This is a genomic window from Tessaracoccus sp. SD287, from assembly GCF_017355265.1.
GTDB lineage: Bacteria > Actinomycetota > Actinomycetes > Propionibacteriales > Propionibacteriaceae > Aestuariimicrobium.
The window spans coordinates 1-13,673 of sequence record NZ_JADIJQ010000025.1 but is presented as its reverse complement, the minus strand read 5'-3'; the positions used below and the strand labels follow the sequence as shown (position 1 = coordinate 13,673).

Annotated in this window: 12 protein-coding genes; 2 read left to right on the top strand and 10 right to left on the bottom strand. The window is 69.2% G+C overall.

Annotated features, from left to right (window positions below; all coding sequences use genetic code 11):
* Nucleotides 1–111: 111 nt before the first annotated feature.
* A complete protein-coding gene (locus IPV09_RS10390) occupies nucleotides 112–1,791 on the bottom strand; it encodes a ribonuclease J (RefSeq protein ID WP_207475177.1) in 1,680 nt (559 codons plus the stop codon).
* A 54-nt stretch (nucleotides 1,792–1,845) separates the two neighbouring features.
* Between IPV09_RS10390 and IPV09_RS10385 the strand changes: the two genes are divergently transcribed.
* Complete coding sequence (locus IPV09_RS10385; protein WP_207475176.1) at nucleotides 1,846–2,448, top strand: GNAT family N-acetyltransferase; 603 nt, start codon at nucleotides 1,846–1,848, stop codon at nucleotides 2,446–2,448.
* On the opposite strand, the gene IPV09_RS10380 is transcribed toward IPV09_RS10385, so the two are convergent.
* From IPV09_RS10380 to rpsO, 5 genes are all read right to left on the bottom strand, one after another.
* Nucleotides 2,438–3,286 (bottom strand): DUF2993 domain-containing protein, encoded by an 849-nt coding sequence (locus IPV09_RS10380; protein ID WP_207475175.1) that lies wholly within the window; start codon nucleotides 3,284–3,286, stop codon nucleotides 2,438–2,440. The two genes, IPV09_RS10385 and IPV09_RS10380, sit on opposite strands and share 11 nt — an antisense overlap.
* 4 nt (nucleotides 3,287–3,290) lie before the next feature.
* Nucleotides 3,291–4,028: a 4-hydroxy-tetrahydrodipicolinate reductase gene (gene dapB, locus IPV09_RS10375; RefSeq protein ID WP_207475174.1), complete on the bottom strand. Its 738-nt coding sequence runs from the start codon at nucleotides 4,026–4,028 to the stop codon at nucleotides 3,291–3,293.
* A gap of 55 nt (nucleotides 4,029–4,083) precedes the next feature.
* On the bottom strand, nucleotides 4,084–5,421 hold the full coding sequence (locus IPV09_RS10370; protein WP_207475173.1) for a pitrilysin family protein: 1,338 nt from the start codon (nucleotides 5,419–5,421) through the stop codon (nucleotides 4,084–4,086).
* A complete protein-coding gene (locus IPV09_RS10365) occupies nucleotides 5,418–7,640 on the bottom strand; it encodes a polyribonucleotide nucleotidyltransferase (RefSeq protein WP_207475172.1) in 2,223 nt (740 codons plus the stop codon). Before IPV09_RS10365 ends, IPV09_RS10370 begins: the two co-directional genes overlap by 4 nt.
* 418 nt (nucleotides 7,641–8,058) lie before the next feature.
* The gene (gene rpsO / locus IPV09_RS10360; RefSeq protein ID WP_207475171.1) at nucleotides 8,059–8,322 is read right to left on the bottom strand and encodes a 30S ribosomal protein S15; all 264 of its coding nucleotides are present in this window, start codon (nucleotides 8,320–8,322) and stop codon (nucleotides 8,059–8,061) included.
* A gap of 232 nt (nucleotides 8,323–8,554) precedes the next feature.
* On the opposite strand from rpsO, the gene IPV09_RS10355 reads away from it, so the two are divergent.
* On the top strand, nucleotides 8,555–9,031 hold the full coding sequence (locus tag IPV09_RS10355) for a GNAT family N-acetyltransferase (protein ID WP_207475170.1): 477 nt from the start codon (nucleotides 8,555–8,557) through the stop codon (nucleotides 9,029–9,031).
* Here IPV09_RS10355 and IPV09_RS10350 read toward each other — a convergent pair.
* The 4 genes from IPV09_RS10350 to infB form a co-directional block, all read right to left on the bottom strand.
* Complete coding sequence (locus IPV09_RS10350; RefSeq protein ID WP_370590283.1) at nucleotides 9,018–9,926, bottom strand: bifunctional riboflavin kinase/FAD synthetase; 909 nt, start codon at nucleotides 9,924–9,926, stop codon at nucleotides 9,018–9,020. The two genes, IPV09_RS10355 and IPV09_RS10350, sit on opposite strands and share 14 nt — an antisense overlap.
* Nucleotides 9,927–9,937: 11 nt before the next feature.
* Complete coding sequence (gene truB, locus IPV09_RS10345) at nucleotides 9,938–10,837, bottom strand: tRNA pseudouridine(55) synthase TruB (protein ID WP_207475168.1); 900 nt, start codon at nucleotides 10,835–10,837, stop codon at nucleotides 9,938–9,940.
* A gap of 4 nt (nucleotides 10,838–10,841) precedes the next feature.
* A complete protein-coding gene (rbfA, locus tag IPV09_RS10340; protein ID WP_207475167.1) occupies nucleotides 10,842–11,282 on the bottom strand; it encodes a 30S ribosome-binding factor RbfA in 441 nt (146 codons plus the stop codon).
* Between the two features lie 92 nt (nucleotides 11,283–11,374).
* Nucleotides 11,375–13,673: translation initiation factor IF-2 (gene infB, locus IPV09_RS10335; protein WP_207475166.1), on the bottom strand; the 2,299-nt coding region annotated here is incomplete at its 5' end.

The window sequence follows — 13,673 nt, the reverse complement described above, 5'->3', positions numbered from 1 at the left end:
CGGTACCGATCCGGGACCACCCCCGGAAGCGGGCTGGGGCCTGAACGGCCGCACAGCAACCTGACGATCATAGCGGGCGCAGCACCCCCGGGCCAAATGGCCGACCCGGGCCTAGATGGTGATGACGACCGGCACGATCATGGGGCGGCGGCTGTAGGTCTTGGAGACCCACCGTCCGACGGTCCGGCGCACGGTCTGCTGCAGCCGGTGGGAGTCGTCGGCGCCCTCCTGGATGGACTTCAGCAGGGCCTGGCGAACCTCGGTGGTGATCTGCTGGAAGTCGGCCTCACCGAAGCCGCGTCCGGTGATGTCGGGTCCGGTGACCAGGGTGCCGTCGTGCAGGTTGATGGCCGCAACGATCGAGATGAAGCCCTCCTCGCCCAGGATCTTGCGGTCGGTCAGCTCGCTCTCGGAGATGTCACCCACCGACGAGCCGTCGACGAAGATGTAGGCGGCGTCGATCTTGCCGACCACCTTGGCCTGGCCCTTGGCGAGGTCGACCACTCCCCCGTCCTCGGTGATCAGCACCCGTTCAGCGGGGATGCCGGTCTTGATGGCCAGTGCGCCGTTGGCGACGAGGTGGCGCACCTCGCCGTGGACGGGCATCACGTTGCGCGGCTTGAGGATGTTGTAGCAGTACAGCAACTCGCCGGCCGAGGCGTGGCCGGACACGTGCACCATCGCGTTGCCCTTGTGGACGATGTTGGCGCCCAGACGGGTCAGGCCGTTGATGACCCGACCCACGGAGTTCTCGTTGCCGGGGATCAACGAGGAGGCCAGCAGCACCGTGTCGCCGGGGGCGAGCCGGATCACCGGGTGCTCGTGGTTGGCGATGCGCGCCAGGGCGGACAACGGCTCACCCTGGGAGCCAGTCGAGATGATGACGACCTGGTCGTCGCGGTACTTCTCGATGTCCTTCATGTCGATCAGGGTGTTCTCGGGCACCTGCAGGTACCCCAGGTCACGCGCCACCCCCATGTTGCGCATCATCGAGCGTCCGACGTAGACGACCTTGCGGCCGTACTTCACCGCGGCGTCCATCACCTGCTGCACGCGGTGCACGTGCGAGGCGAAGCAGGCCACGATCAGCTTCTGGTTGGAGGTGCTGAACACCCGCTCCATGGCGGGGGCGATGTCACGCTCACTGGTGGTGAAGCCGGGCACCTCGGCGTTGGTGGAGTCGACCAGGAACAGGTCGACGCCCTCCTCCCCCAGGCGGGCGAAGGCGCGCAGGTCGGTGATCCGACCGTCCAGCGGCAACTGGTCCATCTTGAAGTCGCCGGTGTGCAACAGGGTGCCCGCCTTGGTCCGGACGAACACCGCCAGCGCATCGGGGATGGAGTGGTTGACGGCAATGAACTCGCAGTCGAACTCGCCGGCGGTGATCCGGTCGCCCTCGGCAACCACCCGCAGGTCATGGTTGCGGATGCGGTGCTCCCGCAGCTTGTTCTCGAGCAGGGCCAGGGTCAGCCGGGAGCCGTAGACGGGAATGTCGTTGCGGCGGCGCAGCAGGTAGGGCACCGCGCCAATGTGGTCCTCGTGCCCGTGGGTCAGGACCAGGGCCTGCACGTCGTCCAGTCGTCCCTCCAGCGCGTCCAGTCCCGGCAGGATGAGGTCGACGCCGGGGTGGTCGTCCTCGGGGAACAGCACGCCGCAGTCGACCAGCATCAACTGTCCGTTGATCTCGAGGCTGGCCATGTTGCGGCCGACGTCGCCGAGCCCACCGAGCGGAATCACGCGCAGGGTGTCGTCAGGCAGTTTTCGGGGGGTCTTCAAAGTATTGGCAGCCACCGCCCCAGACTAGTGGGTCCGGCTGGCCTGCGCGGCGACGATAGGCTCGCAGGCATGAGTCATGACCGTCCGTTGACCCCGTCGGGCAACCCTGCTGCCGTCCGCCTGGCGATGCCCGTCGAGGCCCAGCAGATCGCCGAGATCCAGCGTCGTGCCTGGAACCAGGACCCCGTGCACCAGCCGTTCCTCGCGCAGGTGGACCTGGACGAGATGGCCCAGGCGTGGCATCGGGCGATCACTCGTCCGCCGCTGGCCCACTACCGGGTGCTGGTGGCCACCGAACCGACCGGTCGTCCGGAGGCCACCGAGGTGCACGACCAGACCCGCTTGGCGCAACGGGTGGTCGGCTTCGCGGCCATTGGCCCCAGCGACGACCCGGACGCGGACGCCCGGGATGCGGAGGTGGCGGAGTTCATCATTGATGACATGGGCCGTGACCTGGGCCACGACGGACGGCTGCTGAACGCCCTGGTCGACACCATGCGCGCCGATGGCTACGTGCGGGCGACGTGGTGGCTGCGGTCCACCGACGACGCGTTGCGCCGGTTCCTGACCGAGGCCGGGTGGGGCGCCGACGGTGCGCACCGCGAGCTGGGCACCGAGGACGAGTCCGTGGTGATGCGCCAGGTGCGGATGCACACCGACATCACGCCATGAGTTCGCTGACGGCGACGTCGCGTCCGCTGATCGCCAGGGAGAGCCCCGTCGGGGTGACCGTCAGCGACTCGTAGGTGATCGAGGGAAGCGTCGGCAGCACCAGCTTCTCGTTGACCCGGTCGAGCGCCGACTGCAGCAGCATCGTGGGGATCGGCACCCGCGCGGCCCGGGCCCGGGGGTCCTCGAGGATGATCCGTCCGCTGCTGCGCTCCACCCGCGGCAGGGCGGTGATCTGGACCCCGATGTCGGCGCCCAGCACCGAGACGGTCCGGTCGATCTGCACCCGCCCGTCCGAGGAGGGGCGCACATCGATGCCTGACAGTCGGGACAGTTCGGCCCAGGTCACCAGCACCGTCGCCTCGAGGCTGCCCAGCCTGGCGTTGCGCGGCTCGCTGAAGCCCGTGATGTCACGGGCGGTGCCGCTGACCGACTGCAGGGTGAGGGTCGAGTCGCCGGAGCTGAAGGTGGCCTGGGGGGCGCTGATCTCGACCTGCCCGACCCGCCCGCGGGCCAAGGACCACAGCACCACCGGGTCGGCGACGGTGGCGGTGGCGGTGGCACTGAAGGCGTCGGAGAGGGCCTGGGAGATCCGGGCGTCGGCGCTGCGGCGGGCGTAGTTCTCGGCCACCACCCCGGCGATGCCGAGCACCAGCAGCAGCGCCAGCACGCCGGTCAGGATCACCAGCCCCCACGGGCGGCGCTTCCTGCGGGGGCCCGCCGGGGTGGCGGCGCGCCCGGCGCCGGCCAGCACCGCGTCCCGGTCGAGGTCGGTCAGGGTCGGTTCGGCGGGCATCTCGTCGACGTCGAATGACTGGGTGACCTCGTCGTCGGCGCTCACCGTCTCAGCCCACCCCAAGGATCGGTTCGATGCCCAGGGTCAGTCCCGGACGATCGGCCACACCACGCACGGCCGCGATCACCCCTGGCATGAACGAGACCCGGTCGAAGGAGTCGTGGCGAATGCTGAGGGTCTCACCCTCGCCACCCAGCAGCACCTCCTGGTGGGCGACCAGACCGCGCAGCCGCACCGAGTGCACCCGGATGCCGTCCACCTGCGCCCCACGGGCCCCGTCGACCTCGTGAATGGTCGCGTCGGGACTGGGTCCGACCCCCGCGCGGGCTCGGGCCGCGGCCATCCGTTGGGCGGTGGTGGTGGCAGTGCCGGAGGGGGCATCGGCCTTGTCGGGATGGTGCAGTTCAATGATCTCGGCCGACTCGTAGAAGGCTGCGGCGCGGCGAGCCGCGTCCATCATCAGCACCGCGCCCACCGAGAAGTTCGGCGCGATCACGACGCCGACGCCCGGCTGCTCGGCCAGCCACGCCTCGACCTGGGCGATCCGTTCAGGGCTGAACCCGGTGGTACCCACGACGGCGTGGATGCCGTGGCCGATGGCCCACTCCAAGGTGTCCATGACCACGTCGGGGTGGGTGAAGTCGATGATCACCTCGGCGGAGGCGGCGGCCTCGCGGTCCTCACCGGCGTCGATCGCAGCGACCAGGTCGAGGCCCGCCCGCTCGACGGCCCGGCAGGACTCGGCGCCCATGCGCCCCTTGGCTCCGAAAACGGCTACGCGGGTCACGTGATCTCCCCCAGGTTCGTGGCTGTGCTGGGACCACCTCGGTCCCCCGTCGAGGCTACCCGAGTGGCGAATCGGACCACTTGCGGACGCGCTGGCCAAGGCGCACCAGCGGCGTGCGGGCACCGGCCAGGGCGAGGCGCGGGCGGGCCGACAGCACCTGGCGGGCCGCGGTGGTCGCCTGCTCGGGGGTGACGGCCATGATCTCGGCGACCAGGTCGTCGATGGATCGCGGGTCGTGGCGCAGGGTGGCGGCACCCCAGTGGGTCATCAGGTTTCCCGGGTGGTCCAGGTGCAGCAGCGTCTGCCCGCGCACCTGCTGCTGGGCCGCGGCCAGGTCGTCGGGGCCCACGCCGGTCGCCAGCAGGTCGGCAATGATGCGCCGGGTCTCCTCCACGATCCTGGTGGTGCGACCGGGCAGGGACTGCCACTCCACCGTGGCCGCCCCGGCACCGTCCCAGCAGGTGTCACCGGCGTCGATGGTGTAGGCCAGGGAGAGCTCCTCGCGGACCCGCTGGAACAGGCGCGAACTCATCCCGCCGCCGAGGATGACCATCACCAGCGACAGGGCATGCCGGCGCGGGTCGTCCAGGCCGTAACCGGGCCAGGCCAACGCGGTGGTGGTCTGCTGCATGCCCCAGAACCTGGTGACGGGTTCACCGGGCTCGACCCACGTCACGGGCGGCTCGTCGGCAGCCACGGCATTGCCCCCTGAGGGCTGCTGCCAGGCACGGACCTCGGCGAGTTGGGCGACCAGGGCGTCATGGTCGACGTCCCCGCTGGCAGCCACCACGATGTTGTCGGGTCGGTAGTGGCGCCGCCAGAAGTCCCGGATGACCTCGCCGTCCAGGCCCTGGATGGAGGCGGTGGTGCCGATCACGCTGCGTCCCAGCGGACTGTCGCCGAACAGGGACTGCTGGGACAGTTCGGCGCAGACGTCGACGGGGTCGTCGTCGTGCATCGCGATCTCTTCGAGCACGACCCGGGTCTCGGCGGCGACGTCCGTGGCCGAGACCACCGACTCGGTGAGCATGTCGGCGATCACGTCAGCAGCCAGCAGGCCGTGCTCGGGCAGCACCACGGCGTGGAAGCAGGTGTGGTCGCGAGCCGTCCACGCGTTCAGGTCACCGCCCAGCACCTCCAGGCAGGCGGAGATGTCCTGGGCGCTGCGGCGCCGGGTGCCCTTGAACAGCAGGTGCTCGAGCATGTGGGAGCAGCCGTGCTCATCAGGCCTCTCGTGACGTGAACCGACGCCAATGAAGAAGCCCACGTGGGCCGAGCGGCTGCCCGGTACGCGCTGGGTGACAATGCGGACACCGCCCGGCAGGACGCTGCGACGAACAACGTCGCGGTCCTGCCGAGCGGTGCCGGTGGGATGGGTATCCCGGTGGGTCACTGGGCGTCGGCCTCAGCGGGGGCCTCGTCGTCAGCGTGGTCCTCGGTCACCGGCGAGAGCGACAGCTTGCCGCGGTCGTCGATGTCGCTGATCTCGACCTGCAACTTCTGGCCGACCGAGAGCACGTCCTCGACGTTCTCGACGCGCTTGCCACCGTTGAGTTCCTTCAGCTTCGAGATGTGCACCAGTCCGTCCTTGCCGGGCAGCAGCGACACGAAGGCGCCGAACGTGGTCAGCTTGACGACCGTGCCCAGGTAACGCTCACCCTTCTCGGGCAGCGTCGGGTTGGCGATGCCGTTGATGATGGCCCGGGCCGCCTCGGCGGACTCGCCGTTGTCGGCACCGATGTAGATGGTGCCGTCGTCCTCGATCGAGATCTGGGCGCCGGTGTCGTCCTGGATCTGGTTGATCATCTTGCCCTTGGGGCCGATGACCTCGCCGATCTTGTCGACCGGGATCTTCACGCTGATGATCCGCGGTGCGTAGGGGCTCATCTCGTCGGGGGCGTCGATGGCCTCGGCCATCACCTCCAGGATGCTGTGACGGGCGTCGCGAGCCTGCAGCATGGCCTTGGCCAGCTCGTCGGCGGGGATGCCGTCGAGCTTGGTGTCGAGCTGCAGGGCGGTCACGAACTCGCGGGTGCCGGCGACCTTGAAGTCCATGTCACCCAGCGCGTCCTCGGCACCCAGGATGTCGGTCAGCGCGACGTAGTGGGTCTTGCCGTCGATGGTCTCGCTCATCAGGCCCATGGCGATGCCGGCGACGGCGGCCTTCAGGGGCACACCGGCGTTCAGCAGGGCCAGGGTGGAGGCGCAGACCGAGCCCATCGAGGTGGACCCGTTGGAGCCGAGCGCCTCGGAGACCTGGCGGATGGCGTAGGGGAACTCCTCGCGGCTGGGCAGCACCGGCACCAGCGCCCGCTCGGCCAGGGCGCCGTGGCCGATTTCGCGGCGCTTGGGCGACCCGACGCGGCCGGTCTCACCGGTCGAGTAGGGCGGGAAGTTGTAGTGGTGCATGTAGCGCTTGTGGTTCTCGGGGGCGAGGGTGTCAAGCTTCTGCTCCAGACCCAGCATGTTCAGGGTCGAGACGCCCAGGATCTGGGTCTCGCCCCGCATGAACAGGGCCGAACCGTGCACGCGCGGGATCACGTCGACCTCGGCGGACAGGGTGCGGATGTCGGCGACGCCGCGACCGTCGATGCGGACGCCCTCGGTGAGGGTGCGGTGGCGCACGATCTTCTTGGTCAGCGCCTTGAAGGCACCCGAGATCTCGTTCTCGCGGCCGGCGAACTGCTCGGCCAGCTGCTCGGTGACCTGCTGGCGCAGGCCGTGGGTGGCCTCGTCGCGCTCCTGCTTGCCGGCGATCTGCATGTCCTTGGACAGCTGCTCGGCGGCCAGGCGCTCGACCTCGGCGTAGACGTCGTCCTGGTAGTCCTTGAAGACCGGGAAGTCGAAGGTCTCCTTGGGCAGCTTGGCTGCCAGCTCGGCCTGCGCGTCGCACAGTGCCTTGATGAACTTCTTCGACTCCTCCAGGCCCTGGCCGACGACCTCTTCGGTCGGGGCCTGGACACCGGAGCGGACCTTCTCGAAGGTGGTCTCGGTCGATTCGGCCTCGACCATCATGATGGCGACGTCGCCGTCGGGCAGCACCCGACCGGCCACGACCATGTCGAAGACCGAGTCCTCGGACTGCTCAACGGTCGGGAAGGCAACCCACTGGCCCTCGATCAGGGCGATCCGGACGCCACCGATGGGGCCCGAGAAGGGCAGACCGGCGAGCTGGGTCGACATGGAGGCGGCGTTGATGGCCACCACGTCGTAGCGGACGGTGGGGTTCAGCGCCATCACGGTGACGACGACCTGGACCTCGTTGCGCAGGCCCTTGACGAAGGTGGGGCGCAGCGGACGGTCGATCAGGCGGCAGGCCAGGATGGCGCCCTCGCTGGGGCGGCCCTCGCGGCGGAAGAATGAGCCGGGGATGCGTCCGGCGGCGTACATGCGCTCCTCGACGTCAACCGTCAGCGGGAAGAAGTCGATGGAGTCGCGGGGGGTCTTGGCGGCCGTGGTGGCCGACAGCAGCATGGTGTCCTCGTCGAGGTAGACGGCTGCGGAGCCGTCTGCCTGCTGGGCCAGCAGGCCCGACTCGAAACGGACGACATGCTTGCCGAAACGGCCGTTGTCGATGATGGCCTCAGTGAAATGAACGTCAGGTCCCTCCATGGGGACTCCTCTCGTGATCGGCCGCCGTCCACCGTGGACAGCGGCTCATGACCACCGGCCGGGCGTTGCTCCGCGTCGGGCGTCCAGCCGTGGGGGCGCACCTCCGGCATGTGCAGGAAGGTGGCGCCGGGTCGGCATGGGTGCAACTCACCGGGTGACTGCCCCAGCCGGTCTTCGATCGAGGCATGCGGGGCGTGATGACCCGAGTGCCACTACCGAGGACCAGACCGTTCTCGCAGTCGATCGTGGTGGTACATGATGTGGTGGTACATGGTTGTGCAATTGTCTCCCGCCCAGTCTAGCCGCCGGCGCAGGTTTGTGCCTCATCGTGGCCGCCGAAGGCATGCCACAACGACGAACGCACCGGCCATCCCGGGCGGGACGAGCGGTGCGTTCGTGGGTAGGACTGGGTACGCGATCAGCGACGCAGGCCGAGGCGGGCGATCAACTCACGGTAGTGGTTGATGTCCTCCTGGGCGACGTAGTTGAGCAGGCGGCGGCGCTGGCCGACCATGAGCATCAGGCCGCGACGCGAGTGGTGGTCACCCTTGTGCTGCTTGAGGTGCTCGGTCAGGTGCGAGATGCGCTTGCTCAGCAGGGCGATCTGGACATCCGGGGAGCCGGTGTCGCCTGGCTTGGTCGCGTACTCTTCGATGATTTGCTTCTTCGTCTCAGCATCCATGGCCGATCCCCTTCGTCTCGTTGCGCGGCGCACCGACCAATGGCCGGGCTCTCTGGTTCCGCGGGCGCTCTGACGCCAAGGGATGACTCTACCCCGACTCCGCGGACCCGCGAAATCGCGGGCGCAGCCAACCGAGCAAAGCCCCCCGTCTGATGCGGCCGTGCCCGGGTACGCCTAGCATGTGGCTAACAGGCGCACGTGACGTGCCGCCCGAGGAATGAGGAGGACCGTGATGGCCAGGACTGAGGCGAGGGTGCGACCCGCCAGCAAGGCAGATCTGGACACGCTGCGTTCGTTCCCCCATGCCGAAGAGGTGGACGTCTTCTTCCAGGCCGCCACCCTGCAGGAGGCCATCGTCGCGGTGGTCGAGGTCGACGGAACGGTGGTCGGCTCTGCGGTGCTGGACCTGATCAGCGAGTTGCGTCCCGAGGTCAAGCGCATCTGGGTCATGACCGATGCCCGCCGGCAGAAGTTGGGTTCCACCCTGACCCGGTGGCTCGAGGACCAGGCCCGTGAGCTCGGCTACGAGGCCACGCACATGGCGATCGACCCGAACAACGAGAAGGCGATCCCGATGGCAGTCGACCTGGGCTACTCGGCGACCGGTGACCACTTGTTCGTCGACCAGCCCGACACCATCCAGGTCGAGGACCCCGAGGCGGCCAGCGAGCACTTCGCCATCTTCCGCAAGTCGCTCACGATGCGTTGACCCGGCCCAGGACCTCCCGGGTTCGTTCGACGTCGTGGTGCATCTGCTCGATCAGTGAGTCCACCCCGTAGAACTTGACGTTGCCGCGCAGACGTTCAACGAAGTCCACGTGCACCAGTCGGCCGTACAGGTTCAGGTCGGTGCGGTCGAGCACGTAGGCCTCGACCACCACGTGCGGGACGTCGTCAAAGGTGGGGTTGGTGCCCACCGAGATGGAGGCCGGCATCGGCTCGTCCTGGCCGTCGACGGTCAGCCAGCCGGCGTAGACCCCGTCACCGGGGGCCGCCCGACCCCGCTCGACGGGCAGGTTGGCCGTGGGGAAACCCAGGTCACGGCCACGCTGGTGGCCCATCATGACGATGCCGGAGTAGCGGAACAAGCGGCCCAGGTGCACCGCCGCCTCGGCGACGTCGCCGCGGTCCAGTGCCTCCCGGACGGTGGAGGAGCAGGTGGTCGTCTCGTGCACGGCGAGCAGGTCGACCTGGTGGACGCGGTAGCGACCCTGCCCCAGTTCGCGCAGCGTCTCGACCGTCCCGGCGGCCCTCTTGCCGAAGGTGAAGTTCGAACCGACGATGATCACCGTCGGGTTCAGCGGCATCAGCACCCGGTCGACGAACTCCTCGGGAGACCAGCCCATCACGTCGGGGGTGAAGGGCACCACCCGCACCTCGTCGGCGCCGGCCCGCCGCAGGTGGTCGATGCGTTCGGGCAGGTCCGTCAGCAGGGGCGGCTCGGTGCCGGGCCGGATCACGCTCTTGGGGTGGGGCCAGAAGGTGACCACGACCAGCGGCAGGTCCGGGGCCTGCGCCCGGGCCTGGGCAAGCAGGGCCTGGTGACCGACATGGACGCCGTCGAAGTTGCCGATGGCCACGACGCTGTTCTGTTGAGGCTGCACGAGTGTGGATTCTAGGCGGTCTGGCTGGCTGGGGCGAAGACGGTACGCGGACGAGCCCATCCGGGCGCGTCGTCTGGGCCCAGCAGGGCGACCAGGTCTCCGTCAGGGCCCAGCGCTGCGACGTCGTCACCGGTGACCGTGACGGGGATGCGCTGGCCGTAGCCCAGGGCCCGGGCGTCGGCCTCGCTGACCTCGACGCAGGTGAAGGCGCCGCGGGCCACCTCACCCATGGCGACCAACCCCGGCGCCCGCTCGTCGTCCAGGTCGGGCGCGTCGTCGGGCAGGTGGAACGTGCCGATGCGGGTCCGGCGCAGCATGGTCAGGTGTCCACCCACCCCCAGGGCGGCGCCCAGGTCGCGGGCCAGGGCCCGCACGTAGGTGCCCGAGGAGCAGTCGACGGTCACGTCGAGGTCGAGCAGGTCGCCGGCCGGGCGGCGCGCGGTGACCTCGAAGCGGCTGACCTCGACGACGCGGGCCTTGAGATCCACCTCCGTGCCGGCGCGGACCAGCGCGTAGGCACGTTTGCCGTCCACCTTGATCGCCGAGACCGAGCTCGGCACCTGCGAAATGTGTCCCCGCAGCCCGACCATCGCGGCCTCCACGGTGGCCTCGTCCAGGTGCCCGGCCGCGACGACCTCGGACAGGTCGCCCTCGGCGTCGTCGGTGCTCGAGGACTGGCCGAGCCGGATGGTGGCCAGGTAGGTCTTGTCCCGCCCGGCCAGATGGCCGAGCAGTCGAGTGGCCCGGTTGACGCCAATGATGAGCAGACCGGTGGCCATCGGGTCGAGGGTGCCGGCATGGCCCACCTTGCGGGTGCCGAGCAGTCGCCGCAGCCGCCCGACCACCTGGTGGGAGGTCCAACCCTGCGGCTTGTCGACCAGCACGATGCCGGACTCGGAGGCGTGACCCATCAGCTCAGTTCTCGTCCTCGTCGTCGTCCTCGTCCTTGCGGTACGGGTCGGCGTCCCCGGCGTAGCTGGCACCGGCGGCCTGCGCCTGCAGTTCGGCGTCGCGGCGGCGGGTCTCGGCGAGCAGGTCCTCCAGGGCGGCGGCGGTGTCGGCGGTGGCATCCAGCACGAAGGCCAGGCTGGGCGCGTAGCGCAGTCCCAGCCGCTTGCCGACGGTGGTGCGCAGCATCCCGGTGGCCGAGACCAGGGCGGCCTCGGTGCCGGCGCGTTCCTGCTCGTCACCCATCACGGTGTAGAAGATGGTGGCCTCGCGGGAGTCCCCCGTCAACCGGACGTCGGTGACCGTGATGAAGCCCAGCCGCGGGTCCTTGACGCGGCGCTCCAGCGTCTCGGCCACGACGACCTTGATCTGGTCGGCCAGCTTGGCCACGCGGGGGTTGGTGCTCATGGTTCCTCCTGTTGTGCGGATGGGGCGACAGCAGTGGGGCGAAGCGATCACTCGCCCCGCCCCACACGCTAGTGCGTTGTTAGTGCAACCAATCAGTCGCGCGACTTCTCGACCATCTCGTAGGTCTCGACCTCGTCACCGATCTGGATGTCGTTGTAGTTCGACAGGGTCAGACCACATTCGTAGCCCTCGCGCACCTCGGTGGCATCGTCACGCTCACGGCGCAGCGACGCAATGCTGGTCTCCTGGATGACGACGCCATCGCGGATGAGACGAGCCTTGGCGTTGCGACGCATGAGACCGGAGGTGACCATGCAGCCGGCGATGTTGCCGAACTTCGACGACCGGAAGATCTCGCGGATCTGGGCCATGCCCAGCTGCTTCTCTTCGTAGATCGGCTTGAGCATGCCCTTCAGCGCTGCCTCGATCTCGTCGATCGCGGCGTAGATCACCGAGTAGTAGCGCAGGTCGACGTTCTCGCGGTCGGCCATCTGGGCGGCGTGCGCCGTGGGGCGCACGTTGAAGCCCAGGATGACGGCCTTAGACGCGGCTGCCAGCGAGACGTTCGTCTCGGTGATGGCACCCACACCGCGGTCGATGACGCGCAGCGACACCTCGTCGCCGACGTCGATCTTCGACAGTGCGTCCTCCAGGGCCTCGACCGAACCAGCGCCGTCGCCCTTGAGGATGAGCAGCAGTTCCTGCGTCTCGCCCTTCTCGAGCTGCTCGAACAGCTGGTCGAGGGTCTTGCGACGCGAACCGGCAGCCTGGGCCGCGGCACGCATCCTGGCCTCGCGCTTGTCGGCGATCTGGCGGGCCATCCGGTCGTCCTCGACGACCAGCAGGTTGTCGCCGGCGCCGGGCACGCTGGTCAGGCCGAGCACCTGCACCGGCATTGCCGGCGGGGCCTCGGTGACGTTCTCGCCACGGTCGTTGATCAGCGCACGGACACGGCCGTGGGCCGAACCGGCCACGATCGAGTCACCGATGCGCAGGGTGCCACGCTGGACCAGGGCGGTGGCCACGGGGCCACGTCCCTTGTCCAGGTGTGCCTCGATGGCGACACCCTGACCGGCCATGCTCGGGTTGGCGCGCAGGTCGAGTGCGGCGTCGGCGGTCAGCACGACCGCCTCCAGCAGCGCGTCCATGCCCTCACCGGTCACGGCGGAGACGTTGACGAACATGGTGTCGCCGCCGTACTCCTCGGGAACCAGACCGAACTCGGTCAGCTGGCCGCGCACCTTCTCAGGGTCAGCGGTCGGCTTGTCGACCTTGTTCACGGCCACCACGACCGGGACGTCGGCAGCCTTGGCGTGGTTGAGCGCCTCGATCGTCTGCGGCATCACCCCGTCGTCGGCGGCCACCACCAGGATGGCGATGTCGGTGGACTTGGCGCCACGGGCACGCATCTGGGTGAAGGCCTCGTGACCAGGGGTGTCGATCAGGGTGATCTTGCGATCGACGTCGTCGACGGTGGTCTCGACCTGGTAGGCGCCAATGGCCTGGGTGATGCCACCGGCCTCCTTGCCCGCCACGTTCGCCGAACGCAGGTAGTCGAGCAGCTTGGTCTTGCCATGGTCGACGTGACCCATGACGGTGACGACCGGCGGACGCTGTTCGAGGTCGTCCTCATCGCCCTCGTCGGTGCCGAAGTCGAGGTCGAAGCTCTCCAGCAGTTCGCGGTCCTCGTCCTCGGGCGAGACGACCTCGATGCTGTAGTTCAACTCGGCGCCCAGCACCTGCAGGGTCTCGTCGGAGACCGACTGGGTGGCAGTGACCATCTCGCCCAGGTTGAACAACACCTGCACCAGCGATGCCGGCTCGACGCCGATCTTCTCGGCCAGGTCGGTCAAGGACGCGCCACGGCGCAGACGCACCGAAGAGCCGTCGCCCTGACGGACGCGCACGCCACCAATCAGCGGCGCCTCCATCTGGTCGAATTCCTGCCTGCGCTGCTTCTTGGACTTGCGGCCACGACGCCCACCGGCGCCGCCACGACCGAATGCACCCTGGGTGCCGCCGGTACGACCGCGGCCACGGCCGCCGCCACCGGTGACCGGACCGGAAGGGCCGCCGCCCATGCCGGGACCACGGTTGGGTCCGCCGGGGCCGCCACCGGGGCCGCCGCGACGAGGACCACCACGGCCGCCGGCACCACGTGCCTGGGTCGGCTGCAGGGCCTGGGACTGCTGCTTGGGCATCATCGCCGGGTTCGGGCGAGGCATCCCTGAGGTGCCGCCGGGGCGCGGCATCCGCTGGCCATCGGCACCGGCACCGCCGGGACGAGGACCACCCTCACGCGCGCCGGGGCCGGGACGGCCGCCAGCGGGAGCGCCACCCTCGGGACGCGGGCGACGAACGCCCATGCCCCTGCCCTTATTACACACCTCA